The sequence below is a fragment of the Streptomyces sp. NPDC059373 genome (assembly GCF_042751495.1).
Lineage (GTDB): Bacteria > Actinomycetota > Actinomycetes > Streptomycetales > Streptomycetaceae > Actinacidiphila.
This window is the reverse complement of the sequence record NZ_JBHYXC010000008.1, coordinates 30,868-56,522: the sequence shown is the minus strand read 5'-3', so window position 1 is coordinate 56,522 and position 25,655 is coordinate 30,868. Positions and strand designations below refer to the sequence as shown.

At 70.9% G+C, this 25,655-nt stretch carries 22 protein-coding genes and 1 pseudogene; 4 read left to right on the top strand and 19 right to left on the bottom strand.

Annotated features, from left to right (window positions below):
• Window positions 1–46: 46 nt before the first annotated feature.
• The 19 genes and pseudogenes from ACFXJ5_RS14970 to mraZ all read right to left on the bottom strand — a co-directional run bounded on the left by ACFXJ5_RS14970 (window position 47) and on the right by mraZ (window position 19,724).
• Window positions 47–244, bottom strand: a complete 198-nt coding sequence (locus ACFXJ5_RS14970) for a hypothetical protein (RefSeq protein ID WP_384630787.1) — start codon at window positions 242–244, stop codon at window positions 47–49.
• Between the two features lie 457 nt (window positions 245–701).
• Window positions 702–791: pseudogene (locus tag ACFXJ5_RS14965) on the bottom strand (3-ketoacyl-ACP reductase); the annotation flags it as partial.
• Window positions 792–1,146: 355 nt separating this feature from the next.
• Entirely contained in the window at window positions 1,147–2,355 is a 1,209-nt protein-coding gene (locus tag ACFXJ5_RS14960; RefSeq protein WP_384630786.1) for a DivIVA domain-containing protein, read from the bottom strand.
• A 46-nt stretch (window positions 2,356–2,401) separates the two neighbouring features.
• Window positions 2,402–2,692 (bottom strand): YggT family protein, encoded by a 291-nt coding sequence (locus ACFXJ5_RS14955; protein ID WP_384630785.1) that lies wholly within the window; start codon window positions 2,690–2,692, stop codon window positions 2,402–2,404.
• A 62-nt stretch (window positions 2,693–2,754) separates the two neighbouring features.
• Entirely contained in the window at window positions 2,755–3,327 is a 573-nt protein-coding gene (locus ACFXJ5_RS14950; protein WP_384630784.1) for a cell division protein SepF, read from the bottom strand.
• 63 nt (window positions 3,328–3,390) lie between these two features.
• Window positions 3,391–4,119 carry a YggS family pyridoxal phosphate-dependent enzyme gene (locus ACFXJ5_RS14945; protein ID WP_384630783.1) on the bottom strand — a complete coding sequence of 243 codons (729 nt, stop codon included), beginning with the start codon at window positions 4,117–4,119 and terminating at the stop codon, window positions 3,391–3,393.
• Window positions 4,116–4,856 (bottom strand): peptidoglycan editing factor PgeF, encoded by a 741-nt coding sequence (gene pgeF, locus ACFXJ5_RS14940; RefSeq protein WP_384630915.1) that lies wholly within the window; start codon window positions 4,854–4,856, stop codon window positions 4,116–4,118. Before pgeF ends, ACFXJ5_RS14945 begins: the two co-directional genes overlap by 4 nt.
• Window positions 4,857–4,871: 15 nt before the next feature.
• A complete protein-coding gene (ftsZ, locus tag ACFXJ5_RS14935; protein ID WP_384630782.1) occupies window positions 4,872–6,089 on the bottom strand; it encodes a cell division protein FtsZ in 1,218 nt (405 codons plus the stop codon).
• 254 nt (window positions 6,090–6,343) lie between these two features.
• Entirely contained in the window at window positions 6,344–7,102 is a 759-nt protein-coding gene (locus ACFXJ5_RS14930) for a cell division protein FtsQ/DivIB (RefSeq protein ID WP_384630781.1), read from the bottom strand.
• Window positions 7,103–7,220: 118 nt separating this feature from the next.
• Window positions 7,221–8,309: an undecaprenyldiphospho-muramoylpentapeptide beta-N-acetylglucosaminyltransferase gene (gene murG / locus ACFXJ5_RS14925; protein WP_384630780.1), complete on the bottom strand. Its 1,089-nt coding sequence runs from the start codon at window positions 8,307–8,309 to the stop codon at window positions 7,221–7,223.
• 6 nt (window positions 8,310–8,315) lie between these two features.
• Window positions 8,316–9,803, bottom strand: coding sequence for a putative lipid II flippase FtsW (gene ftsW / locus ACFXJ5_RS14920; RefSeq protein ID WP_384630779.1), 1,488 nt, complete (start codon window positions 9,801–9,803; stop codon window positions 8,316–8,318).
• Window positions 9,804–9,818: 15 nt separating this feature from the next.
• Window positions 9,819–11,252 carry a UDP-N-acetylmuramoyl-L-alanine--D-glutamate ligase gene (gene murD / locus ACFXJ5_RS14915; protein WP_384630778.1) on the bottom strand — a complete coding sequence of 478 codons (1,434 nt, stop codon included), beginning with the start codon at window positions 11,250–11,252 and terminating at the stop codon, window positions 9,819–9,821.
• A gap of 196 nt (window positions 11,253–11,448) precedes the next feature.
• On the bottom strand, window positions 11,449–12,513 hold the full coding sequence (gene mraY / locus ACFXJ5_RS14910; RefSeq protein WP_384630777.1) for a phospho-N-acetylmuramoyl-pentapeptide-transferase: 1,065 nt from the start codon (window positions 12,511–12,513) through the stop codon (window positions 11,449–11,451).
• Window positions 12,513–13,922, bottom strand: coding sequence for a UDP-N-acetylmuramoyl-tripeptide--D-alanyl-D-alanine ligase (locus ACFXJ5_RS14905; protein WP_384630776.1), 1,410 nt, complete (start codon window positions 13,920–13,922; stop codon window positions 12,513–12,515). The genes mraY and ACFXJ5_RS14905 overlap by 1 nt, the downstream gene beginning before the upstream one ends.
• The gene (locus tag ACFXJ5_RS14900; protein WP_384630775.1) at window positions 13,919–15,586 is read right to left on the bottom strand and encodes a UDP-N-acetylmuramoyl-L-alanyl-D-glutamate--2,6-diaminopimelate ligase; all 1,668 of its coding nucleotides are present in this window, start codon (window positions 15,584–15,586) and stop codon (window positions 13,919–13,921) included. Before ACFXJ5_RS14900 ends, ACFXJ5_RS14905 begins: the two co-directional genes overlap by 4 nt.
• 5 nt (window positions 15,587–15,591) lie before the next feature.
• The gene (locus tag ACFXJ5_RS14895; protein WP_384630774.1) at window positions 15,592–17,577 is read right to left on the bottom strand and encodes a peptidoglycan D,D-transpeptidase FtsI family protein; all 1,986 of its coding nucleotides are present in this window, start codon (window positions 17,575–17,577) and stop codon (window positions 15,592–15,594) included.
• Window positions 17,574–18,128, bottom strand: a complete 555-nt coding sequence (locus ACFXJ5_RS14890) for a septum formation initiator family protein (RefSeq protein WP_384630773.1) — start codon at window positions 18,126–18,128, stop codon at window positions 17,574–17,576. Before ACFXJ5_RS14890 ends, ACFXJ5_RS14895 begins: the two co-directional genes overlap by 4 nt.
• A complete protein-coding gene (rsmH, locus tag ACFXJ5_RS14885; RefSeq protein WP_384630772.1) occupies window positions 18,125–19,117 on the bottom strand; it encodes a 16S rRNA (cytosine(1402)-N(4))-methyltransferase RsmH in 993 nt (330 codons plus the stop codon). Before rsmH ends, ACFXJ5_RS14890 begins: the two co-directional genes overlap by 4 nt.
• Before the next feature lie 175 nt (window positions 19,118–19,292).
• The gene (gene mraZ, locus ACFXJ5_RS14880) at window positions 19,293–19,724 is read right to left on the bottom strand and encodes a division/cell wall cluster transcriptional repressor MraZ (protein WP_384630771.1); all 432 of its coding nucleotides are present in this window, start codon (window positions 19,722–19,724) and stop codon (window positions 19,293–19,295) included.
• Between the two features lie 258 nt (window positions 19,725–19,982).
• Here mraZ and ACFXJ5_RS14875 point away from each other — a divergent pair, with 258 nt between their 5' ends.
• The 4 genes from ACFXJ5_RS14875 to ACFXJ5_RS14860 all read left to right on the top strand — a co-directional run bounded on the left by ACFXJ5_RS14875 (window position 19,983) and on the right by ACFXJ5_RS14860 (window position 25,486).
• Window positions 19,983–20,513, top strand: coding sequence for a beta-class carbonic anhydrase (locus tag ACFXJ5_RS14875; protein WP_384630770.1), 531 nt, complete (start codon window positions 19,983–19,985; stop codon window positions 20,511–20,513).
• 106 nt (window positions 20,514–20,619) lie between these two features.
• Window positions 20,620–21,621, top strand: a complete 1,002-nt coding sequence (locus ACFXJ5_RS14870; protein WP_384630769.1) for an AAA family ATPase — start codon at window positions 20,620–20,622, stop codon at window positions 21,619–21,621.
• Window positions 21,621–23,036, top strand: a complete 1,416-nt coding sequence (locus ACFXJ5_RS14865) for a DUF58 domain-containing protein (RefSeq protein WP_384630768.1) — start codon at window positions 21,621–21,623, stop codon at window positions 23,034–23,036. Before ACFXJ5_RS14870 ends, ACFXJ5_RS14865 begins: the two co-directional genes overlap by 1 nt.
• Entirely contained in the window at window positions 23,036–25,486 is a 2,451-nt protein-coding gene (locus ACFXJ5_RS14860; RefSeq protein WP_384630914.1) for a DUF3488 and DUF4129 domain-containing transglutaminase family protein, read from the top strand. Before ACFXJ5_RS14865 ends, ACFXJ5_RS14860 begins: the two co-directional genes overlap by 1 nt.
• The last annotated feature ends 169 nt before the right edge of the window (window positions 25,487–25,655 follow it).

Here is a 25,655-nt window from a genome sequence, read left to right as displayed (position 1 = left end):
GTTCCGACGGAGCGGGCGGGACCGCGCGGTCCCGCCCGCGGGGCGTTCAGGCGCGCCGGTGCCAGCGCAGGCGCAGACGGGAACGATTCGCCATACCGCCGAGGATCACGGCCACGGACAGCAACTCCGGCGCCGCCGAGGGCTGCTGGATCAGAATCAGCGGGTAAACGATCACCGCCAGGAAGAAACCGAGCCGCACGTCACCTGAAAATTTCAGCGTGGAGCAGGTTTCGGCTGCCCGCAACGACGGCATGTTACGGTCGGAAGCTCCGAGCGGCGGCCACCACGGCCGACTGCCCGGGCACGGATCAGGGATCATCTCAACGTCCTCTGTTCTGTGGACAATTGCATGAGGTAGGGCCCTGGCGGTCGCCAAACCTTGGCCAGGGCCTTTCTCATGTTCCGGGACAGTACCGGAGCGATTCCCTGATACGCCAACAACATCGTCGGTAATTCCCACTTTTCCCGACGCCCCGTAAGAAAGCTACCGCTCGGTTTGCGCCAAGTCCGGCTAAACCAGGCCAAGTTGCAGTCACTGTCGGTCACATCGCTACCCAAGATCGCCTGGCCGGACCCCCGAAAAAAGATCATCGGAATACGGTGCGGAGCACTGCCGGGAACACATCGAAATCCACACCCTGCAAAGTGCAATTACATCTCCGCGCGTAAACCCGTGGCCCAGACACGAAAGCGGGCCGTCGGACAGCCGACCAGCCGTTGTCCACGGGCAGGATCACACCGGTGATGTCGCCGGCGGCGTCCGAGGCGAGGAAGACGATCGCGGCGGCCTGCCTGTGCCTGTCACACTGCGCCAAGAAGGCATCGGACGACAGAAACTCGCGGCGTCATCCGATGCCGACGAGATCAGGAGGGAAGCACGGCAAGGCGGCCCCCCGGTTGGAGATCGTACGCAGCCTGCGGGCCTGATCGCCGACTGCTACGGCCGGCCCGCCGACGACCTGGGCGTGAGGGTGCAGGCGCACACCTCCGGCGAGAACGTCGAGCACAGGCTCCTGGAGACCCTGCGCTCCGCACTGACGACGGTGCCCCGGGGACGACAAACGCCGCGGACGACAAAAGGGCCGGGCCCCTGAGGAAGCGATTCCTCGGGGGCCCGGCCCTGTGTGGTGCGGGTGGGACCGACGACTAGTTGTCGTCCTCGTCGATCAGGAAGCCACGCATCGGCGTGGGCGCCTGCTGCAGCGGCTGGGGCGCCTGCGGGCGGACCGGAGCCATGGGCTGGGTCATCGCGGGCGACATCTGCTGCTGGCCACCGTAGGTCGGGCTGGGGCCGTTGTGGCCGCCCATGCCCTGGCCGCCGTAGGACTGGCCGGCACCGCTGGTGTGACCCATGGCACCCGCACCGGCGGAGGCCATGCCGCCACCCATGGTGCCGCCGCCCATGCCCGCAGAGGAGGACAGGGAGGCAGCGGCGGGCGTACGCGGCGGGGCGAGCGAGTCGTCGGCCTGGTTCTCCAGCTGACGGAGCTGGCTCTCCAGGTACGACTTCAGTCGCGTCCGGTACTCGCGCTCGAAGCCGCGCAGGTCCTCGACCTTGCGCTCAAGCGTGGCGCGCGCGGACTCGAGGGAGCCCATCGCGACGCGGTGCTTCTCCTGCGCGTCCCGCTCAAGGGCGTCAGCCTTCGCACGGGCGTCCCGCTCAAGGCCCTCGGCGCGGCTGCGCGCCTCGCCGACGATCTTGTTGGCCTCGGAACGGGCCTCCGCGATCGCCTGGTCAGCGGTCTGCTGGGCAAGCGAGAGCACACGCGCGGCACTGTCGCCGCCGGGGCCCTGCTGCTGCATGGGGTGGCCGCCCATGGTGGGGCCGCCCTGCATGGGGTGCTGGCCCATCGGGCCGGGGCCCTGACCGAGCTGGCCCTGGCCCATCTGCTGGCCCATCTGGCCTTGGCCCATCTGACCCTGACCCATCGGGCCCTGGCCCATCTGACCCATGGGGCCGCCCTGCTGCATCGGGCCGGGGCCCTGCTGCTGCATGGGACCGCCCTGCTGCATCGAGCTGGGGCCGGCAGGCAGCTGCGGGGCGCCGGGCAGCTGGGGCGGACCCATCTGCTGCGGCGGTACCGGCTGCGGGCCTGATATGGCGGCAGGCACGGGGGCGCCGGGGCCTCGGCCGTCCTGCTGCTCGGGCTTGCGCATGCCCTGCTGCTGGTTCTGGGCGGCGGCTCGGGTGGCCGCGGCCAGTTTGGCTCGCAGGTCTTCGTTTTCTCGTAGGAGCCTTGTCAGCTCCGCCTCGACCTCGTCGAGGAAGGCGTCGACCTCGTCCTCGTCATAGCCTTCTCGGAGGCGGACGGTCGTGAACTGCTTGTTACGAACGTCCTCGGGGGTCAGCGGCATCTCTTCACCTCAACGTGATCGTCGGCATATCGGGAGCCCGCATCGGTCATCCTCGCAAGCTCCCTACGACGGTAAGCAGGATGTACACGATGATCATCAATACGAAGAAGGACAGGTCGAGCGCCACGCCCCCGAGACGCAGCGGCGGAATGAACCGCCGCAGAAGCTTGAGCGGCGGATCGGTGACAGTGTAGGTGGCTTCCAGCACGACCACCATCGGCTTGCCAGGGTGCCACGAACGGGCGAACTGGAAGACGTAGTCCATCACCAATCGGAAAATCAGGACAATCAGGAAACACATCAGCGCGATCCACAGCACCTGGAGTGCGATGTCCATCGCGCTGACAACTCCCTTGCTCGTCCAGTGGCCCTTCGGCCGGGTTCCTGCGGTTCCGTAAATCAGCTCTGATTGAAGAACCCGCCCTCGGCGATGCGGGCCTTGTCCTCCGCCGTGACATCGACGTTAGCAGGCGACAGCAGGAACACCTTTTGTGTCACTCGCTCGATGCTGCCATGGAGGCCGAAGACCAGACCGGCGGCGAAGTCGACAAGACGCTTCGCGTCCGTGTCGTCCATCTCCGTCAGATTCATGATCACCGGGGTCCCCTCGCGGAAGTGTTCCCCGATCGTACGGGCTTCGTTGTACGTCCGGGGGTGAAGCGTCGTGATCCGGTACGGCTCTCGTTCGGACACGACCTTAGGCATGATCACCGGTGCGTTCTTCTCCAGGCTATGACGTTCTTGTGTGATAGATGCCACTGGGGCGATTCGTGGTTCCCTCGGGGCGGGAGCATGCACGATACGTGCGGGTTCGTCCTGTTGTGTCGCCTGATGGGACTGGTGCGGGCGGCGGGGACGCTCGGGCTCCGGTTCCGGCTCGAACTCGTCGTCCGGGTCGAAGCCCGGGCCGTCGTACCCGTCGTCCTCCACGAGGCCGAGGTAGACCGCCATCTTGCGCATCGCGCCGGCCATGCTCTGCGTCCTCTCAGCGGGGAAAGACCATATTTTTGGTGTGGTCCGACTTGTTTGGTGACGTTACCCGAGCCCGGGACGGACTCCGAGCACCGCGCTACCGACGCGTACATGTGTCGCACCGGCAGCCACCGCTTCCTCTAGGTCCGCACTCATCCCTGCCGAGACCATGTTCGCAGTCGGATGCGTCGCGCGCAGCAAGGATGAGATTTCCGCCAGCCGATCGAAGGCGGCGCGGGGTTGACCCGCGTACGGTCCGGCCAGCGGTGCGACCGTCATCACCCCGTCAAGGCGCAGCGCCGGAGCCGCCGCGATCGCTTCGGCGATCCCTTCGACGGCATCGGGTGCGATTCCGCCCCGGCTGCCCTGCGCGCCGGCCTCGGCGTCCAGGGCGACCTGCACCAGACAGCCCAGTTCGCGGTCGGCGCGGTCGGACTTCAGTACGGCGGCCGACAGGGCGTCGACCAGCTTCAGCCGGTCGACCGAGTGCACGACATCGGCGTAACGGATCACGGAACGGACCTTGTTGGTCTGCAACTGGCCGACAAAGTGCCAGGTCAGGGGCAGATCCGCGCAGGCGGCGGCCTTGGGGGCGGCGTCCTGGTCGCGGTTCTCCGCGACATGGCGCACGCCGAGTTCCGAGATGATCATCACATCGCTGGCGGGGTAGGTCTTGGTGACCACGATCAGGGTCACCTCGCTCCGGTCCCGGCCCGCGGCCGCGCACGCGTCGGCGATCCGCTGTTCAACTCGGGCCAGATTCCGGGCGAGTTCGGTTCTTCGATCGGTCACGAGATGCCGCCATCCAACCAGACATATCCCGCGAGCCGTCCTGTGCTGCGCTCGCGGCGGTACGAGAAGTGATCCCCGGACTCCATCGTGCAGATATCGGATTTCTCACTGTTCCGCACACCGAGCCGGGCGAGCTGGGCATGCACGCCGACCGCGACATCCACCGACGGCGTACCCCAGCCGGTGGTCGCCCGGGACTCCGGGACGACGGTGGCGACCTCGTCGCGCATCGCCTCCGGCACCTCGTAGCAGCTGCCGCAGACGGACGGGCCGGTGACCGCGATGATCCGCTCCGGACTGGCGCCGAGTCCGACCATGGCCTCCACAGCGGCGGGCACCACCCCGGCGACCAGACCCGGGCGGCCGGCGTGCGCGGCGGCGGCGACCCCGGCGACCGGATCGGCCAGCAGGACCGGGACACAGTCGGCGGTGAGGACAGCGAGGGCGAGACCGGGCCGGGTGGTGACCACCGCGTCGGCCTCCGGGACCGGACCGTCACCCCAGGGGGCGGCGACCATCACGACCTCGTTGCCGTGCACCTGGTGCATCCAGACGACCTGCGCCGGATCGAGGCCCAGCGAGCGGGCGGCCAGTTCGCGGTTGGCCAGCACCGAGGCGGGGTCGTCGCCGACCGCGCCGCCGAGATTGAGGCTGTCGTACGGAGCGGCGCTCACCCCGCCCCACCTGTCGGTGAAGGCGAAGTGCGCGCCGCCCGGTACTGCGTGGCTCTGCGTTATCACGTGCTGCTGCGTCTACTTGAGGAAGTCGGGGACGTCCAGTTCCTCGGCCGTGGTGTCCTGGTAGGGACGGGCCGGGGGAACCTGCGGGGTGATCGGGGTGGCCGGGGCGACCTCCGCGACCGGCTCCGGCTCCTCCTCACGAGGCGTGACGCTGCCGAGACCGCTGTACGTGGAGCGCGGGGTCTCGATCCGGGGCGGGGTCGGGGCACCGGAGGAGGCCGAGCCGTCCTCGCGGGGGCCGCTGTACGCGCCGAGCACCTTGTCGCGGTTACGGGTCGGCGGCTGCCCGCCGTCGAAGCCGGCCGCGATGACGGTGACCCGGACCTCGTCGCCGAGCGCGTCGTCGATGACCGCGCCGAAGATGATGTTGGCCTCGGGGTGGGCCGCCTCACTCACCAGCTGAGCCGACTCGTTGATCTCGAACAGGCCGAGGTCGGAGCCGCCGGAGATGGAGAGCAGGACGCCCCGGGCGCCGTCGATGGAGGCTTCCAGGAGGGGCGAGGAGATGGCCATCTCCGCGGCAGCGACCGCCCTGTCGTCGCCGCGGGCGGAACCGATGCCCATGAGGGCCGAACCCGCCTCGGACATCACGGACTTCACATCGGCGAAGTCGAGGTTGATGAGGCCGGGGGTGGTGATCAGGTCCGTGATGCCCTGCACGCCGGACAGCAGGACCTGGTCCGCCGACCGGAAGGCGTCCAGCACACTGACCTGACGGTCGGAGATCGACAGGAGCCGGTCGTTGGGGATCACGATGAGGGTGTCGACGTTCTCGCGGAGACCCGCGATGCCGTCCTCTGCCTGGTTGGCGCGGCGGCGGCCCTCGAAGGTGAACGGCCGGGTGACCACACCGATCGTCAGGGCGCCCAGCGAGCGAGCGATATGAGCGACCACGGGCGCGCCACCGGTGCCGGTGCCGCCGCCCTCTCCCGCGGTGACGAAGACCATGTCGGCGCCCTTGAGCACCTCTTCGATCTCCTCGCGGTGGTCCTCGGCGGCCTTTCGGCCGACATCGGGGTTCGCGCCGGCACCCAGACCACGGGTGAGTTCACGGCCGACATCAAGCTTGACGTCGGCGTCGCTCATCAGCAGGGCCTGCGCATCGGTATTGATCGCGATGAACTCGACGCCCTTGAGACCGACCTCGATCATCCGGTTGATGGCGTTCACGCCACCGCCGCCGATGCCGACGACCTTGATGACTGCGAGGTAGTTCTGCGGTGCTGCCACGTCGAAGGCCTCTCGCCTCGAGTTACGTATGCCTGTGGGGCGGGGACGGTTCAACGCCGGCCGACCCGAACCCTAACCGTGAGGTTTAGGGTTACCAGTGTGCCTGTCCCGCATGTTTCTCTTTGGGACAGGACACTAAATCGACAAGCGGTTCGCGTTCAACGAACACGCCGAACCCTCCCGTTTTTCTTTTGACCCTATGTGATCACGCACCTGCCGGACCAACCAGGGTACGGGTCCCGTCAACGGTTTGGTCAACTACGTGACGCCGCAGGCGAAGTGGGAGCGCTCACGTCGAACTGATCCGCGCCTTTCGCCGCTTTCATCAGTGCCGTGAGCACGGCGGCTTTCTCCGCGCCGTTCTCCGCGCTCCCCCATACGACGGTCCGCCCGCCCGACAGCCGGACGGTGATGCCGTCGTAGGAAGTGACCCGGACGACCCGCGCCTGGCGGCGCACGGCGTCCGGGAGCTCACCGGCCACTTTCACGGCCGCCCGCAGCAGTGTCTTTGTCCCGAAATAGCGGTAGCCGGCGCCATGAGCCGGCGTCAATTCCACCAGCGGGACCCCGCTCGGGGCGCTGTCGATGGTGGCGAAGCGGACTCCGCCCGCGTCCACTTCGACGTACTTTCCGTTACTTTCGAGAAGGGCGGCGGGCGTTCTCTCGGTCACTTTCAGCGCGATCGTGTGCGGCCATGACCGTTCCACGTCCACATGGTCGATCCGGGGCAGCCGCTTCCTCAGCCGGCTCGCGATCCCGTCCGTGTCCGCCGACGCCAGCGGACCCCCCAGCGGCACCGCTGCCGCCGCCTCCACCTCGACCGGCGTCAGCACCTTGGTGCCGGTTACCTTCACCTGCGTGACCCGCAGCCAGGACGAGCCGTACAGCAACCACGTGCCGCCCGCGACCAGCACGGTCGCCGCGATCAGGACCACCAAGGTGGCCCGCCGACGCCGTACCGGCGCCGACGGCGGGGCCGCTTGCTGCTGCTCGGCGGTGGTCGTTGCGGCCACGGGGCCCTCCGGAGTGCGGTGCGTGTCTGTCGGCGGGCTCCATTTTGCGCTTCGCGGCGCCGTTGGTGCCGGAACCCACCGAACACCGGTGGGTTGGGGGCAGTCCGTGGCCGGGCGGTCAGCGCCGCGCGGCCACCGCTTCGTAGACCATGCCGACGAGAAGCTCGTCCGCGTCGCGGCGGCCGAATTCCGCGGCGGCGCGGGACATTTCGTAGAGGCGGTGGGGGTCGGTGAGGACGGGGAGGACGGTGGAGAGGACCCATTCGGGGGTGAGTTCGGCGTCATCGACGAGGAGGCCGCCGCCGGCCTTGACGACGGGCTGGGCGTTGAGACGCTGCTCGCCGTTGCCGATGGGGAGCGGGACGTACGCCGCGGGGAGGCCGACCGCGGAGAGCTCGGCGACGGTCATGGCGCCGGCGCGGCAGAGCATCATGTCGGCGGCGGCATAGGCGAGGTCCATGCGGTCCAGGTAGGACACCGGCAGGTACTGCGGCATGCCGGGCATGTTGTCGGCCCGGGGGAGCTCGTTCTTGGGGCCGACGGCGTGCAGGATCTGGACGCCGGACTGCTGCAGCCGCGGAGCGACCGTGGCGATGACCTCGTTGAGGCGGCGCGCGCCCTGGGAGCCGCCGGAGACCAGCAGCGTGGGCAGGTTCGGGTCGAGGCCGAACGCGGCGCGGGCCTCGGGGCGGACGGCGGCCCGGTCGAGGGTGGCGATGGAGCGGCGGAGCGGGATGCCGATGTAGCGGGAGTCGCGCAGCTTGCTGTCGGGGGTGGAGACCGCGACGGCGTGGGCGTAGCGGGAGCCGATCTTGTTGGCGAGGCCCGGACGGGCGTTGGCCTCGTGGACGACGATCGGCACGCCGAGGCGCTTGGCCGCGAGATACCCCGGCAGGGCCACGTAGCCGCCGAAGCCGACGACGCAGTCGGCCTTCGTACGCTCGAGGATCTGCTCGGCGGCCTTGATCGTGCCGCGCAGCCGCCCGGGGACGGTGATCAGCTCGGGCGTGGGCCTGCGCGGCAGTGGGACAGCCGGGATGAGTGCCAGGTCGTAGCCGCGTTCCGGGACCAGTCGGGTCTCCAGGCCGCGCTCCGTGCCGAGCGCCGTGATGCCCACGGTCGGGTCCTGCCTGCGCAGGGCGTCGGCGAGGGCGAGCGCGGGCTCGATGTGGCCGGCGGTCCCCCCACCAGCGAGTACGACATGCACCGAAATTCACCGCTCTCCGGACGGCCGCCGTCTGACGAACCGCCTCATCGTCCGTTTCGTGGCTCCCGTCAGGAAGCCGGGTCCCCGCGCGGCCAGTGCCGCTCGCGCCGCGGGCTCGCTTCTCGCGAAGCAGATCAGCAGCCCGATCGCGAACATGGTCGGCAGGAGAGCCGATCCCCCGTAGGAGAACAGCGGGAGCGGGACTCCGGCGATCGGCAGCAGGCCGAGCACCGCACCGATGTTGACCACGGCCTGGGCCGTGATCCACGTCGTCACGCCTCCCGCGGCAAACCTGACGAAGGCGTCCTCCGTACGACCGGCCACGCGGATACCCGCATAGCCTAGAGCCGCGAAGAGTGCGAGCACCGACAGCGTCCCCGCCAGACCCAGTTCCTCCCCTGTCACGGCGAAGATGAAGTCGGTGTGCGGTTCGGGGAGTTGGCCCCATTTTTCCACACTCGCGCCGAGACCGGAACCGAACCATCCGCCGGAGGCGAGCGCGTAGATCCCGTGCACGGCCTGCCAGCAGCCGCCACCGGGAGTCACCTCGGTCGCGCCGATGCAGGCGAGCCGGTCCATGCGGTTGCCGCTGGTCTTGATGAGCAGGATGCCGATGACGCCGGCGACGCTGAGGACGCCCGCGAAGAGCCTGGTCGGGGCGCCGGCCAGCCACAGCAGGCCGAAGAGGATCGCGGTGAGGATGATGGCGGTGCCCATGTCGCCGCCGAGCATGATCAGGCCGAGGATCATGAAGGCGACCGGGACCAGCGGCACCAGCATGTGCTTCCACTGGGCGAGCAGGTTCTTGGCGTCCTTGCGGGCCAGCAGGTCCGCGCCCCACAGGACGAGTGCGAGCTTGCCGAATTCGCTGGGCTGGAGCTGGAAGGGGCCGCCGAGATAGAGCCAGTTCTGGTTGCCGTTGACCGACTCCCCTATCCCCGGCACCTGGACCAGGCACATCAGGAAGGCCGAGCCCAGCAGCAGGGGATACGCGAAGGCCCGGTGCAGGCGGACCGGGAGTCGGGAGGCGGTGATCAGCAGGCCGGTGCCCAGGAAGGCGGCGAAGAGCTGCTTGCGGAAGTAGTACGTGGACGGCAGGCCGTATTCGAGGGCCTTGATCTGCGAGGCCGAGAAGACCATCACCAGGCCGAGCGCGGTGATCAGCAGGCTGCTGCCGAGCAGCACGTAGTACGCCGTCAGGGGGCGGTCCCAGGCCCGCTTCGCCTTCTCGAAGGCCGCTACGGCCCCGCGCAGGGCGCTGGGGCGGCGGGGCCCGCCGGGCGGGTGCGGGGCCCGTGGGCGGCCGCCCGGCCGGGGCACGGAGGCCTGTGACGGGCGGGCCGTGGTGCGCTCCCGCAGGGCGAGGCCCGCGGCAGCCGGCACGGAGCCGGGCACGGATCTCGGTACCAGGGCATCGCGCAGGGCTTGCCCGGCTCCCCCCGCGACAGCCCGGACGCGGGAAAAGAGACTGCCGTCGTGGTCGTCGGCCGTCATGTCCCTCCTTGATGCCTACGTGCCTGTCGGCAAGTCCCGTACGGCCTGGGCGAAGGCGTCTCCGCGGACGTTGTAGTTCGCGAACATGTCCATCGAGGCACAGGCCGGGGCCAGCAGGACCGTGTCGCCGGGGTGGGCGAGACCGGCCGCTGCGGCGACCGCCGCCGCCATCGCCCCAGTGTCGGTGCGGTCGAGGTCGACGACCGGGACCTCGGGCGCGTGTCGCGCGAGCGCTTCCCGGATGAGGGCGCGGTCGGCGCCGATGAGCACGACGCCGCGCAGCCGCTTGGCGGCGCCCGTCACCAGGTCGTCGAAGCTGGCCCCCTTGGCGAGGCCCCCGGCGATCCAGACGACGGGCTCGTACGCCGCCAACGAGGCCTCGGCGGCATGGGTGTTGGTGGCCTTGGAGTCGTCCACGTACGCGACGTCGTTCACGGTGGCGACGTGCGCGATGCGGTGGGCGTCGGGCGTGAAGGCCCGCAGACCGTCGCGTACGGCGGCCGGCGGCACGCCGAAGGCGCGGGCCAGGGCTGCGGCGGCGAGGGCGTTGGCGATGTTGTGCGGGGCCGGCGGGTTGATGTCGGAGACCTCGGCCAGCTCCTGGGCGTTCTTCTGCCGGTCCTCGACGAAGGCCCGGTCGAGCAGGATGCCGTCCACGACCCCGAACTCGGAGGGCCGCGGGCTGCCCAGCGTGAACCCGATCGCCCGGGCGCCCTCTTCGACGTCCGCCTCACGGACGAGGGCTTCGGTGGCCGGGTCGGCGACGTTGTAGACGCACGCGACCTGGTTGCCCTGGTAGATCCGGCCCTTGTCGGCCGCGTACGCCTCCATCGAGCCGTGCCAGTCCAGGTGGTCCGGCGCGAGATTGAGGACGACGGCGGAGTGGGCGCGGATGGAGGGCGCCCAGTGCAGCTGGTAGCTGGACAGCTCGACCGCGAGCACGTCGTACGGCTCGTCCCCGAGGACCACGTCCAGGAGTGACACGCCGATGTTGCCGACCGCCGCCGTACGCAGGCCTGCGGCCCGCAGGATGCTCGCCAGCATCTGGACGGTCGTCGTCTTGCCGTTCGTCCCGGTGACGGCCAGCCAGGGGGCCGGAGCCCTTCCCGACGGGGTGTCGCGCAGGCGCCAGGCGAGCTCCACGTCGCCCCAGACGGGCACGCCGGCGGCTTCCGCCGCGGCGAAGAGCGGGCTGCTCGGCTTCCACCCAGGGGTCGTGACGATCAGCTCCGTGCCCTCCGGCAGCGTCGCGCCGTCGCCAAGGCGGACCGTGATCCCAAGGGCTTGCAGCTCAGCCGCCTGGGCGCGGGCCTTCTCGTGGTCGGCACCGTCGACGACGGTGACCTGCGCCCCGAGGTCCCGGAGGACCTTGGCGGCAGGCACGCCGCTCACGCCCAGGCCTGCGACGGTGACGTGCCGTCCTGCCAGGTCAAGTCGCGTCGCGGTCACGCCGCCACCCCCTGTGCCTGGTTGCCGTTTCGTCGGCGGCTATCCACCGGTGGCCGGGTTGGGCCAGCCCGTTCCGCCTCGGAACGGGCCACCCCCAACCCGGGGTCGACCGCAGCCTTGCCGCCCACGCCCGTCAGGGCGTAGGGCGGGGTCCGGGGCGCAGCCCCGGTGAACGCGCAGCTCCGCGGAGCGGCATTCACTTCGCCGCCACCCAGCCCGCGTAGAAGAGGCCCAGGCCTACCGCCATGCACATGCCTTGGATGATCCAGAAGCGGACGACGACGAGGACTTCGCCCCAGCCCTTGAGCTCGAAGTGGTGCTGCAACGGCGCCATGCGGAAGACGCGTTTGCCGGTGAGGCGGAAGGAGCCGACCTGGATGACGACGGACATGGTGATGAGGACGAAGAGGCCGCCGAGGATGGCGATCAGCAGCTCCGTACGCGACAGGATCGCGAGACCGGCCAGCGCGCCGCCGAGCGCGAGCGACCCCGTGTCGCCCATGAAGATCTTGGCGGGCGAGGTGTTCCACCACAGGAAGCCGAAGCACGCGCCCATCAGGGCTGCCGAGACGACTGCCAGGTCAAGGGGATTGCGTACCTCGTAACACGCGCTGTCCGCGATCAGCGGGTTGCCGCACCACTGGCCGTACTGCCAGACGCCGATGACGGTGTAGGCGGCGAAGACCATGACGGAGGCGCCGGTGGCAAGGCCGTCGAGGCCGTCGGTGAGGTTCACGCCGTTCGACATGGCGAGGATCATGAACAGCGCCCAGATGACGAAGATCACCGGGCCGACCGACCAGCCGAAGTCCTGGGTGAAGGACAGCTTCGTGGAGGCCGGGGTCTGACCCCGGGCGTCGGCGAACTGCAGCGACAGGACGGCGAAGGTGATGCCGACGATCAGCTGGCCGGCCATCTTCGCCTTGGCGCGCAGGCCGAGGCTGCGCTGCTTGACGATCTTGATGTAGTCGTCGAGGAAGCCGACCACGCCCATACCGGCGAAGAGGAAGAGCACCAGCAGGCCGGAGATGGTCGGCCGCTCGGAGGTGATCACCTTCGTGACGGCGTATGCGACGAGCGTGGCCAGGATGAAGGCGATACCGCCCATGGTGGGCGTGCCGCGCTTGCTGTGGTGTTCCTTGGGGCCGTCGTCGCGGATGAACTGGCCGTAGCCCTTGCGGGCCAGCAGCTTGATCAGCAGCGGGGTACCGACCAGCGACAGGAACAGGCTGATGACACCGGAGATGAGGATCTGCTTCATCAGGCGGTGACCCCGCCCTCAGCGCCGTCGAGAAGCGCGATCGCCACCCGCTCCAGGCCCACAGAACGCGATGCCTTCACCAGCACGACGTCTCCCGGACGCAGTTCGCTGCGCAACAGATCGATCGCCGCCTCAGCGTCGGACACGTGCACCGACTCCTCACCCCACGAACCCTCGTTGTAGGCGCCCATTTGCAGCCAGGCGGCCGCAGGGCCGCCCACCGCCACGAGCTTGCTGACGTTGAGCCGGACGGCGAGCCGCCCGACCGCGTCGTGCTCGGTGAGGGATTCCCCTCCGAGCTCCGCCATCTCGCCGAGCACCGCCCACGTACGCCGGCCCCGGCCCATGGCCGCGAGCGCGCGCAGGGCGGCCCGCATGGAGTCGGGGTTCGCGTTGTAGGCGTCATTGACCACCGTCACGCCGTCCGGCCGATCGACGACCTCCATACGCCAGCGGGAGAGCGTCCCGGCCGTGGAGAGCGCGGTGGCGATCTCCTCGACGGACATGCCCAGTTCACGGGCGACGGCGGCCGCGGCGAGCGCGTTCGACACGTGATGCTCACCGTACAGGCGCAAGGTCACTTCGCTGCACCCGGTAGGTGTAACGAGTGTGAATACCGCCTGACCTCGGTCGTTGAGTCGTACGTTCTCGGCCCGTACGTCCGCGTCTGCGGCTTCGCCGAAGAGGACGACGCGCGCTTTGGTGCGGCTCGCCATGGCCCGTACGAGGGGGTCGTCGGCGTTCAGGACGGCGAGGCCGCCTGCATCTGCCGCGGGCAGGGCCTCGACGAGTTCGCCCTTGCCCAGGGCGATCTGCTCGCGGCCGCCGAACTCGCCGATGTGGGCGGTGCCGACGTTGAGGACGACGCCGATGCGGGGCGGGGTCAGCTGGGTGAGGTAGCGGATGTGCCCGATGCCCCGGGAGCCCATCTCCAGCACGAGGTGCCGGGTGGACTCGTCGGCGCGCAGCGCGGTCAGCGGCAGCCCGATCTCGTTGTTGAGCGAGCCGGCCGGCCAGACGGTCGGCGCGATCCGCTCGAGGAGCTGGGCGATCAGGTCCTTGGTGCTGGTCTTGCCGGCCGATCCGGTGAGGGCGACGAGGGTGGCGCCCAGCCGTTCGATGACGTACTTCGCGAGCCTGCCGAGGGCGGCCTGTACGTCGTCCACGACGATGGCGGGCACGCCGACGGGCCGGGTGGCCAGGACGGCGACAGCACCGGCCTCCACGGCCTGCCCGGCGTAGTCGTGGCCGTCGACGTGCTCGCCGTCGAAGGCGACGAAGAGGCTGCCCGGCTCGACCTGGCGGGAGTCGATGACCACGGCCCCGGTGACGAGGGCCTGCGGGTCCGGTATGTCGTGCGTGCTCCCGCCGACCGCGTGTGCGACCTCGGCGAGGGTGAGTGGGATCACAGCTGGTCCTGGTCCTTCTCGTTCTGGATGGCCTGGATCGCCGTACGCAGGACGTCGCGGTCATCGAAGGGCCTGATCACCCCGGCGATGTCCTGGCCCTGCTCATGGCCCTTGCCCGCGACCAGCACGGTGTCCCCGGGGCGGGCGCGGGCGACGGCGGCGGCGATGGCGGCGGCCCGGTCGGGCTCCACCACGACGTGGCCGCGCTCGTGGGCGGGGACCTCGGCGGCCCCGGCCAGCATGGCGGCGAGGATGGCGAGGGGGTCCTCCGAACGCGGGTTGTCGGAGGTCAGTACGGCGGTGTCGGACAGCCGCGCGGCGGCGGCGCCCATGGGGCCGCGTTTGGTGGTGTCGCGGTCACCACCGCAGCCGATGACGATGTGCAGGCTGCCGTCGGTGACCTTGCGCAGGGCATGCAGCACGGACTCCACGGCATCGGTCTTGTGGGCGTAGTCCACGACCGCCAGATACGGCTGGCCGGCGTCGACCCGTTCGAGGCGGCCCGGCACGCCCGGCACGGCGGCGACGCCCTGGGCGGCGAGCTGCGGGTCGATCCCGGCGGTGACCAGGGCGGTGATCGCGGCCAGCGCGTTGGCGACGTTGAAGGGCCCGGGCAGCGGCGCGGCGGCGGCGACCCGCTCGCCCTTGGGGCCGACGGCGGTGAAGCGGGAGCCCATCGGCCCGATCTCGACGCCCTCGGCGCGCCAGTCGGCGTCGGGGTGGCCCTCGGCGGAGAAGGTGGTCACCGGGACCGTGGCCTCGGCGGCGAGCCGGCGGCCGTACTCGTCGTCGAGGTTGACCACGGCCAGCCGGGCCCGGCGCGGGGTGAACAGCTGCGCCTTGGCCTGGAAGTAATCCTCCATGCCGGAGTGGAATTCCATGTGCTCGGGGCTGAGGTTGGTGAAGACGGCGACGTCGAAGACCGCGCCGTCCACCCGGCCGAGCACCAGGGCGTGGCTGGAGACCTCCATGACGACCGACTCCACGCCGCGCTCGCGCATCACCGCGAACAGCGCCTGGAGGTCGGTGGCCTCGGGGGTCGTACGTTCGCTCTTGAGCCGCTCGTCGCCGATCCGCGACTCGACCGTGCCGATCAGGCCCGTGGCGGTGCCGTGGACCGCGCGCAGGCCGCCCTCGACCAGATAGGCGGTGGTGGTCTTCCCGGAGGTGCCGGTGATGCCGATCTGCAGCAGGGCGTCACCCGGCCGGTCGTAGATCGTGGCGGCCAGCTCGCCCATCCGGGAGCGGGGGTTCTCCACCGCCAGCACCGGCAGGCCGGTGGCGGCGGCGCGCTCGGCGCCGGCCGGGTCGGTGAGGACGGCGACCGCGCCGAGCTCGGCGGCCTGGGCGGCGAAGTCGGCGCCGTGGAGGCGGGCGCCGGGCAGGGCCGCGTAGACGTCGCCGGGGCGGACGGCCCGGGAGTCGTGGGTGATGCCGGTGGCGTGGACCTGCGGGGACGCGGACGGCAGGGCGACGCCGAGCCGGTCGGCCAGCTCCGCCAGCGGCTTGGGCCGGACCTGGGACGGGCGGGGGGCACCCGGCCGTTTCGCTCCGGGTTTTCCTTGGGACTGATCAGCGAGTGGCACGGCGGTGAGAGTACCCGCCGGGCCGGTCCCGGGGCCAAAAGAGGCCCCGGGTGGGGAGGAAGGCGTGATTCCGCTCACGGCTGTCACGATTTCGACGGGTTCCAGTCGACCGGCAGGCTGGGCGCCTTGGTCCCGGTGGGCTCGACCTTCAGCTTCTTCAGGGCGAACTCCATGACGTTCTTGAAGACCGGCCCGCAGATCTGGCCGCCGAAGTAGCTGCCGCTGGTCGGGTTCTGGATCACGCAGGAGACGGTGATCCGGGGCTTGTCGGCGGGCGCGAAGCCCATGAAGGAGGCCGTGTAGCCGCTGTACAGACCCGTTTCCGGGTCCACTCGGTTGGCCGTGCCGGTCTTGCCCGCGACGCGGTAGCCGGCGATGCGGGCCTTGATGCCGGTGCCCTGCTCGTCGCCCACGACCGACTCCAGCATCTGGGAGAGCGTGGTGGCGGTCTGCTTGCTGACGACGCGGGTCTTCTTGGGGGTCGCCGCGGGGACGTACTTGCCGTCGGCGCCGGTGGTGCCCTTGACGAGGGTGGGCTCGACCCGCACGCCGCCGTTGGCGATCGTGGAGTAGACGGACGTGGCCTGCAGGGCATTGAGGGACAGGCCCTGGCCGAAGGGGATCGTGTACTGCTGCGAGGCGTTCCAGTCCTGCGGCTTGGCCAGGATGCCGGAGGTCTCGCCGGGGAAGCCGAGGCCGGTCTGCTGACCGATCCCGAACTTCCGCAAATACGAGTAGAGCACCTTGTTCGCCTGCTTCTGGGTCTTGCCGAGCTGTTCGGCGGCGAGGATCGTGCCGATGTTGCTGGACTTGGCGAGTACCCCGTTGAGCGTCAGATGCCACGTGCCGTGGTCCACGTCGTCGTGGAAGACGCGGTCCGCGCGGGGAAGGGTTCCCGGGACCGTGACCTTGGTGGTGGGGGTGGCCACGCCCGCGTCCAGGACGGCGGCCATCGACATCAGCTTGCTGACACTGCCGGGCTCGTACGCGTCCTGGAGGGCGGCGTTGCCCATGGCGGAGGAGTCCGCCTTGCTGAGGTCGTTGGGGTCGTAGCCGGGCGAGTTCGCCATGGCCAGGATCTCGCCGGTCTGCGAGTCCTGGACGATGACGTAGCCCCGGTCGGCGGAGGACTGCCGGACCTGGTCGCTGATGGCCTGCTGGGCCGCCCACTGGATGTCCCGGTCGACGGTCAGCTCGACCGTCGAGCCGGGTTGGGCGGCCTTCTCCCGCACGCCGGCGGTCGGGATCCGGCGGCCGCCGGACTGGGCGTAGGTGATCGTGCCGTCCTTGCCGGCCAGCTCGGTGTTGTACTGCTGCTCCAGGCCGCCGCCGCCCTTGCCCTCGGAGTTGACGAAGCCGATGACTCCGGCGGCGAGGTCGTTGTTGGGGTAGACCCGCTTGCTGTGCGCCTGGTGGAAGATGCCGAGCAGGACGTTGGCGCCCTTGCCCTTGGCGGCCTTGTCGGCGAGGGCGCTCTGCAGGTCCTTGATCTGGTTCCAGACCTGGGGCGACTGCTGTTTGGCGACGACCTCGTTGCGGGAGGCGGGGTAGTTCGCGAGCTGCTTGGCGATCTTCTTCTCGTCGCCGCCGACGATCGGGGCGAGCAGCTCCGCCGCCTGTTGCGGGGCGTCGTCCACCTGGGTCTCCGCCGTCGTGAACAGCATCGGGTCGGCCGTGATGTCGTACGCGTCCACGGTGTTGGCCAGGTCCACGCCGTCCCGGTCGGTGATCGTGCCGCGCTCGGCGGGCAGCGTCGACGTGAGGTAGCGGTTGGCCTCGGCCTTCGAGGCGAACGCGGAGGCGTCGACGGCCTGCACCTGGAGCAGCCGTACGACGAACGTCAGCATCACCAGCGTCAGCGCCAGGCTCACCAGCCGCAGCCGCGGCCGCGGCTTGCCCAGCCGCAGCGTCGTGCCTCCGGAGGCTGTCACCGGCCGCCTGTCCGGCGGGCGGCGCCGTGGTGGCGGCTGCGCCGCCGCCTTGCGCGGGGCGCGCTGGGGTGTCCCCGGCCGCGCCGTCGGCCGGTCGGGCCGTCCCTGCCGCCTGCGCGGCGGCGTGTCCCCGCTCACCCGTTGCTCCTCGTGGTCGTCTGAACGGCGGCCGCTGCGGAGGCCTGCGCCGAGGCGCTGGGCGTCGCGGTCACGGCGGCCGTCACGCTCGGGGTCGCGGTCGGTGTCGGCGTCGCGGTGGGCGACGGCGTCAGTGTCGGCGTGGGCGTTTGCGTGGGCGTTTGCGTGGGCGTCGACGTCGGGGTCGGGGTTACGGAGGGCTCGGGGAGCGGCTCGCTGGTCGCCGCGTCCGCCTGGCCGCGCACCTTCCCGTCCGGCGCGAGGAAGGCCGGGTTCCCCCCGGGGACCATTCCGAGCTCACGCGCCCGCTTGTCCAGCGCGTCCGGTGCGGAGTACCCGTCGACCTCCTGCTGCAGGGCCTGCTCCTCGTCCGTGAGCTGCGTCGTCTGCTTCTGCAGATCGTTCAGCTGGAAGGAGTCCTGGACCACCGCCGAGTTCAGCAACAACAGCGAGAACAGCCCGCCGGCCAGCAGCAACACGATCAGCAGCACGAACGGCGACCGCGCCGCCCCCGGCCGCCGCGACGGCATCCGCAGTCCCCCGCCGCTCACCGGGGCTCCTCCTCGCGGATGCGCTCCGCCCCCCGGAGGCGGGCGGGGGCGGCCCGGCGGTTTTCGGCGATTTCGAGTTCGGTGGGGAGTTCGGCGCCGCGGGTGAGGAGCTTGAGGCGCGGTTGGTAGCGCTCGGGGACGACGGGGAGGCCCGGGGGTGCGGTGTTGGCGGCGCCGGCGGCGAAGACCTGCTTGACGATGCGGTCCTCGAGGGACTGGTAGGACAGGACGGCGATGCGGCCGCCGACCGCGAGGGCCGCGACGGCGGCGGGGATGGCGCGTTCGACGGAGGCGAGCTCGCCGTTGACCTCGATGCGGAGGGCCTGGAAGGTGCGCTTGGCGGGGTTGCCGCCGGTGCGTTTCGCGGCCTGGGGCAGGGCGGCGCGGATCAGGTCGACCAGGCGGGCGCTGTTGGTGAAGGGCTCCTTGTCCCGCTCCCGTACGACCGCGTCGACGATCTTGCGGGCGAACTTCTCCTCGCCGTACATGCGCAGGATCCGCACCAGCTCGCCGGGCGGATACGTGTTGAGCACCTCGGCGGCGCTGATGCCCGTGCTCTGGTTCATCCGCATGTCGAGGGGCGCGTCCTGCGCGTAGGCGAAGCCGCGCTCGGCCTCGTCGAGCTGCATGGAGGAGACGCCGAGGTCGAAGAGGATGCCCTGGACCCTGGGGATCCCGAGCCGGTCGAGGACCTCGGGCAGCTCGTCGTAGACGGCGTGCACGAGGGTGGCCCGGTCGCCGTACGGGGCGAGTCGCTCGCCGGCGAGCTTGAGCGCCGCCGGGTCGCGGTCGATCGCGATGAGCCGGGCCTGCGGGAACTCCGCGAGCAGTGCCTCGCTGTGACCGCCGAGCCCGAGCGTGGCGTCCACCACGACCGGCCCCTGGCCTTCGGCATGGGGAACCCCATCCGGCCTTGTGGCCAGCGCGGGCGCCAGCAGGTCCAGGCAGCGCCGCAGCATCACGGGGACGTGGGAGGGGGTGGTGCTCATCGGGCCCTTCTCATGTGTTCGGGACGTACCACTTGGTCCCCGCCCGCTCTGGAGGGCAGCTGGCACCGGGGAAGTAGTGCCAGCGGACCGGGGAGCGGGAGGAGGCCGAGCGTCACGTACGCGTACGTGAGACAGCAGGCTACGGTTGGGGCCCCGGACGGAGTCCGGGGGAGGGTCACAGTAAGCCCGGCGGCACCTCCTGGGACAACGCCGAGAAAGCGTCTTCCTGGGCCGCCAGATAGCCCTCCCAGGCGGTCGTGTCCCACACCTCGACCCGGGTGTTGGCACCGATGACGGCGCAGTCGCGGCGCAGTCCGGCGTATTCACGCAGGCCCTGCGGGAGGGTGACGCGGCCCTGCTTGTCGGGCACCTCGTCATGTGCGCCGGCGAAGAGCACGCGCATGTAGTCCCGGGCGGACTTCGAGGTGACGGGGACCTCGCGCAGCCGCTCGGTCATCGCCTGGAACTCGGCGAGCGGCCAAACGTACAGGCAGCGCTCCTGCCCTTTGGTGATCACCAGGCCCTCGGCGAGCGGCTCGCGGAACTTGGCGGGCAGCACCAGCCGGCTCTTGTCGTCCAGCCGCGGCGCGTACGTCCCGAGGAACATCCGCACCTCCCGCAGCTGGTCAGGCAATTCGGGCCGGGCTCAGGCGACCCACTTCGCGCCACTTTACTCCACTAAGCCCCACGGTCAACGAGAACCCCGCCCCGGCGCACACGCCCGCGCGGACACCCGCTTCCCGATTCATCCCTTTGGGGGAACCGGGGCGCCCGCTTGTGGGTTACCTCACAATGCAGCCGATTGACCGAGATTTGTGGGACCTCACAGCAGGTCGGAAGGCCTGGCGCCATCTACGGTCGTGTCATGTCGATATCTGAGCAGCAGCCGACCCGAGGCACTGACTCCGTCACCGACCGGCTCGTCGAGGCGAACCGGCGCTATGCGGACCAGTTCCGCGATCCCGGCATGGACGCCCGGCCGGTCCTGAAGGTGGCGGTGGTCGCGTGCATGGACGCCCGCCTCGACCTGCACGCCGCCCTGGGCCTGGAGCTGGGTGACTGTCACACGATCCGCAATGCGGGCGGAGTCGTCACCGACGACACCATCCGCTCGCTCACGATCAGCCAGCGCGCCCTCGGCACCGAGTCGATCGTGCTGATCCACCACACCGGCTGCGGCCTCGAGACGCTCACCGAGGATTTCCGGACGCAACTGGAGGACGAGGTCGGGCAGCGGCCGACCTGGTCCGTCGAGTCCTTCCGGGATGTGGACCAGGACGTACGGCAGTCGATGAAGCGGGTGCGGACGTCGCCGTTCCTAGCACATACGGACGACGTTCGAGGGTTTGTCTTCGATGTGCACACCGGACTACTGCGGGAAATCACGACTGAGTAACGGAAGACGAGTGACGCGGAGCATAGTTGGAGTAAGAATGCTCCGAACGCGCCACCTCGCCCGAGGTCAGGGACGCGAACGGGGAATTGGGCCGAGGAGGGCCGGGGTGACGACCTATGACGCACGAGCGAGCCTTACGGATCTGACCACCACCGCGGAGCGGGTGCGCCGCTCGGTGGAGAACGTGATCGAGGGCAAGCCCGAGGTCGTACGGCTTTCGCTGACCGTGCTGCTCGCCGAGGGGCATCTGCTGATCGAGGATGTGCCGGGCGTGGGCAAGACCATGCTGGCCAAGGCGCTGGCGCGGTCCATCGACTGCTCGGTGCGGCGCATCCAGTTCACGCCGGATCTGCTGCCGTCCGACATCACCGGGGTCAGCGTCTTCGACCAGCAGCGGCGGGACTTCGAGTTCAAGCCCGGTGCGATCTTCGCGCAGATCGTGGTCGGGGACGAGATCAACCGCGCCTCGCCCAAGACCCAGTCGGCACTGCTGGAGTCGATGGAGGAGCGGCAGGTCACCGTGGACGGTGCCACCTATGAGCTGCCCAGCCCTTTTATGGTCATCGCCACCCAGAACCCGGTGGAGATGGAGGGCACCTATCCACTCCCCGAGGCGCAGCGCGACCGCTTCATGGCCCGGGTGTCGATCGGTTACCCGAGCGCCGAGGCCGAGCTGCAGATGCTGGATGTGCACGGCGGCGCCCCGGCGCTGGACGACGTACAGCCGGTCGCGCATGCGCACGAGATCGTGAAGCTGGTCGAGGCGGTGCGTACGGTGCATGTCTCGGCGCCGGTGCAGCGGTATGCGGTGGCGCTGGTGAGCGCGACCCGCCAGCACCCGGACCTGCGGCTGGGCGCGTCACCGCGCGCGACGCTGCACCTGGTGCGGGCGGCGAGAGCGGCGGCGGCACTGGACGGGCGGGAGTTCGTGCTGCCGGACGACGTGCAGACGCTGGCGTCGGCGGTGCTGGCGCACCGTCTGCTGCCCACCGCGCAGGCGCAGTTGAACCGGCGTACGCCTGAGCAGGTGGTGGCCGAGATCGTGCAGCGCACGCCGGTGCCGGACCCGTACGGCCACCCGTCGCCCGGCGGGGCGCGGGGGTTGTGATGTCCGGCTCCGGACCTGGTCCCGCCCCCGGCGCCCCGGACCCCTCGGGTGATCCGGGCAGCGGGCTGCGGGCGGCCCTCGCGGGGCTGACGACGCGCGGGCGGTCCTTCCTGGCGGCGGGCGTGGCGGCCGCGGTGTGCGCCTACGTGCTGGGCCAGCCGGATCTGCTGCGGGTCGGGCTGCTGCTGGCGGCGCTGCCGCTGGTGTGCGTGGTCGTGCTGCACCGGACGCGCTACCGGGTGGCGGGCAGCCGGCGGCTGGCGCCGTCCCGGGTGCCCGCGATGTCCGAGGCCCGGGTGCATCTGCGGGTCGACAACGTGTCGCGGGTGCCGACCGGGCTGCTGATGCTCCAGGACCGGGTGCCTTACGTGCTCGGGCCCAGGCCGCGTTTCGTACTGGACCGGGTGGAGCCGGGCGGGCACCGCGAGGTGTCGTACCGGGTCCGCTCCGATCTGCGCGGGCGCTATCCGCTGGGGCCGCTGCAGCTGCGGCTGACGGATCCTTTCGGCATGTGCGAGCTGACCCGCTCCTTCAGCGCCTACGACACCCTCACCGTGGTCCCCAAGGTCCAGCCGCTGCCGCCGGTGCGGCTGGCCGGCGAGGCCTCCGGCTACGGCGAGAGCCGCACCCGGGCCCTGTCGCTGGCCGGCGAGGACGACGTCATACCGCGCGGCTACCGCCACGGCGACGACCTGCGGCGGGTGCACTGGCGGTCCACCGCCAAGTACGGCGAGCTGATGGTCCGCCGCGAGGAGCAGCCGCACAAGGCCCGCTGCACCGTGCTGCTCGACACCCGGCGGGAGGCCTTCTACGGCGCCGGGCCCGACTCCGCCTTCGAGTGGGCGGTCGCCGGGGCGGCGTCGGTGGCCGTGCACATGCTGGAGCGCGGCTACTCGGTACGGCTGCTCACCGACACCGGCAGCTCGGTGCCCGGCCCCGACGGGGTGGGCGGCTTCGGCGTCACCGACTCCTCCGACGCCGCCGGGGTGCTGCTGGACACCCTCGCGGTGATCGACCACTCCGAGGAGCACGCGGCCGGGCTCTCCCGGGCCCATGAGGTGCTGCGGGCCGGCAGCGAGGGGCTGCTGGTGGCGTTCCTGGGCGACCTGGACGAGGAGCAGGCGGCCATAGTCGGCCGGATGCGCCAGCGTACGGGCGGCGCCGTGGCCTTCGTGACGGACAGCTCCGCCTGGACGGCCGCCCTGCGCGAGACCGACGACGGCTGTCCGGACGTACCGCCGACGGGCGCCGACCCCGCGCCGGAGGCCGTACGCGAGAGCGGGGAGAAGCGCACGGTGCGGATGCTGCGCGAGGCGGGCTGGACGGTGCTGCCGGCGGCGGCCGGCGAGGGGCTGGACGAGCTGTGGCAGCGGGCCGACCGCTACCGGTCGCGTGAGGAGGCGGGGGCCCGATGATGAGCGGACGTGCCAGGCTGGCGGTGTGCGCGGCGGCCGCCTCGATCATGGCGGCCTGCTCCCTGCTGCCGCTGACGGACAGCAGCGCCTGGATACTCCAGGCCCTCTTCCTGGTGATCATCCAGAGCTCGGTCGGGGCGCTGGCCCGGCGGGTGCCGCTGGCCCGGCCGCTGACGATCCTGGCGCAGGCGGCGGCCTCCCTGCTGCTGCTGACGCTGATCTTCGCGCAGCAGCAGGCCTTCCTCGGCTTCCTGCCGGGGACGGGCGTCTTCCGGCACTTCGGCGAACTGCTGACCACCGGTGTGCAGGACGTCAGCCAGTTCGCGATCCCGGCGCCGGTCACCACCGGAATCCGGCTGCTGCTGGTCGGCGGGGTACTGCTGATCGCCCTGGCGGTGGACGCGCTGGCGGTCACCTACGGCAGCGCGGCCCCGGCGGGGCTGCCGCTGCTGGCGCTGTACTCGATCGCGGCGGGGCTGGCGGGCGGGGGCAGCCGCTGGCTGTGGTTCCTGATCGCGGCGGCCGGCTACCTGCTGCTGTTGCTGGCCGAGGGCCGCGACCGGCTGTCGCGCTGGGGGCGGGTCTTCGGCGGCCCGGGCGGCGGTTCTGCGGCGGCCGGTTACGCGGGCGGGGCGTCCGCCTTCTCCAGGGGTTCGGGTTCCGAGGGGTCGGCGACCGCCCCGGTGCGTACCGGCCGCAGGATCGGCGCGATGGCGCTGGGCATCGCCCTGATCGCGCCCGCCGCGCTGCCCTCGCTCAGCGGCGGTCTGCTGGCGGCCACCGGCGCGGGCCAGGGCACCGGACGCGGAGGCTCGATCCTCGCGGTCAACCCGCTGGTCGCCCTCACGGACAATCTCAACCAGCCCGACAATCGCGACGTCCTCACCTACCGGACCAACGCCAAGAACACCTCGGACCTGTATCTGCGGATCGTCTCCCTCGACGAGTTCAACGGCGAGCAGTGGCAGTCCGCCAAACGGTCCCTCACCGGTGTACCGGCTCAACTGCCCACCCCGGCGGGGCTCGGCCCGCAGATCAAGACCACCGAAGTCCAGACCAACGTCGCCGCGGCCAAGGACTACGGGCAGCTGTGGCTGCCGCTCCCCTACCCGGCCAAGCAGGTCCGGGTGAACGGCCGTTGGCGGTACGAGCCGGTGGGCCGCACGATCATCGGCGACCGTGGCCAGACCACCTCGGGCGTCAGTTACTCGGTGACCAGCCTCCAGGTGGAGCCGACCGCCGCCCAACTCGCCGCGGCGCCCAGCCCCTCGGCGAACCTGGTCCGCGAGTACACGGCGGTCCCGGACTCGCTGCCGGCCGTGGTCAAGAACACCGCCCTGTCGATCACCAAGAACGCCACGAACGAGTACGAGCAGGCCGTCGCCCTGCAGAACTGGTTCACCAACGGCCAGTTCACGTACAGCACTTCGGTGTCCTCGGGCACCGGGGTGGACGCGATCGCCAAGTTCCTGAAGAACAAGGAAGGCTTCTGCGTCCACTTCGCCTTCACCATGGCCGCCATGGCCAGGACCCTGGGCATCCCGGCCCGCGTCGCGGTGGGCTTCACGCCCGGCACCCCGCAGACCGACGGCTCGTACACGGTCGGGCTGAAGGACGCCCACGCCTGGCCCGAGCTGTACTTCGAGGGCATCGGCTGGACCCGTTTCGAGCCCACCCCGACCCGCGGCTCGCAGCCCGACTACACGCAGGACCCGACCTCGGCGAACTCCGGCTCCAGCAGCCCCGACGTGCCGCCCCGCAACAACAGCGCGGCGCCCAGCGCGAGCGCCTCCGCGTCGCCCACGTGCACCGCCAAGCAGGCGCAGCAGGGTGACTGCGACCCGCTCGCCGCGGTCTCCGGCAGCGGCCCGAAGAGCGGCGGCCTCTGGGGCTGGCTGCTGGGCGTGGCGGGCGGCGGGGTGCTGCCGGCCCTGCTGCTCGGCGTGGTGCTGTTGTTCGTCGGCGCGGTCGTGGTCGTCGTGCCGTTGCTACCGATGCTGTGGCGGCGGCGCGTGCGGGCCCGGCGGCTGGGGCAGCACCGGGTGCTCGACGCGTGGCGTGAGCTGGTCGACACCGCGTGGGACTACGGGGTCCTGCCCGACGACTCCGAGACGCCACGCCGTGCCGTCGCCCGGCTCGTCCGCGAAGGCGGCCTTGTGGACGTGCCGGCCCAGGCCGCGCGCCGCATCGCCACGGCGGTCGAGCAGGCCCTCTACGCCCCCCGTCAGCACCCCGTCGCCGGCCTCGCCGCCGACATCCACCACGTCCGCGACGGCCTCCGCCACTCCGCCACCCGGGTGACCCGTCTGCGTGCCGCGCTGGCTCCGCGCTCCGCCGTGCGGCTGGCCTGGTCCCTGTCTCTGCGTTGGTCGGCGACGACAACGGCCTGGTCGGCGGCCCTGCACCGGGCGGCGACGGCGGTCCGGCGCCCGGCGCGGGAGACGCGTTAGCAGCCCGGGGCCCGGTTCGCACCCCGGGCGCCGGCACACACCCCACGCACGCGAGGGGCGGGGGGGGGGGGGGGGGCCCCCCCCCCCCCCCGGGGGGGGGGGGGGGGGGGGGGGGGGCGGGGCGGAGAATAAGAAAAAAAAGGGGGAAGCAGGGTGGGGGGGGGTGGGT

Coding starts and splice junctions, on each gene's coding strand:
- ACFXJ5_RS14960 (WP_384630786.1), bottom strand. CDS start 2,355: ATGCCGCTGACCCCCGAGGACGTTCGTAACAAGCAGTTCACGACCGTC.
- ACFXJ5_RS14955 (WP_384630785.1), bottom strand. CDS start 2,692: ATGGACATCGCACTCCAGGTGCTGTGGATCGCGCTGATGTGTTTCCTG.
- ACFXJ5_RS14950 (WP_384630784.1), bottom strand. CDS start 3,327: ATGGCCGGCGCGATGCGCAAGATGGCGGTCTACCTCGGCCTCGTGGAG.
- ftsW (WP_384630779.1), bottom strand. CDS start 9,803: ATGACGGCCGACGACCACGACGGCAGTCTCTTTTCCCGCGTCCGGGCT.
- mraY (WP_384630777.1), bottom strand. CDS start 12,513: ATGAAGCAGATCCTCATCTCCGGTGTCATCAGCCTGTTCCTGTCGCTG.
- rsmH (WP_384630772.1), bottom strand. CDS start 19,117: ATGAGCACCACCCCCTCCCACGTCCCCGTGATGCTGCGGCGCTGCCTG.
- mraZ (WP_384630771.1), bottom strand. CDS start 19,724: ATGTTCCTCGGGACGTACGCGCCGCGGCTGGACGACAAGAGCCGGCTG.
- ACFXJ5_RS14875 (WP_384630770.1), top strand. CDS start 19,983: ATGTCGATATCTGAGCAGCAGCCGACCCGAGGCACTGACTCCGTCACC.
- ACFXJ5_RS14865 (WP_384630768.1), top strand. CDS start 21,621: ATGTCCGGCTCCGGACCTGGTCCCGCCCCCGGCGCCCCGGACCCCTCG.
- ACFXJ5_RS14860 (WP_384630914.1), top strand. CDS start 23,036: ATGAGCGGACGTGCCAGGCTGGCGGTGTGCGCGGCGGCCGCCTCGATC.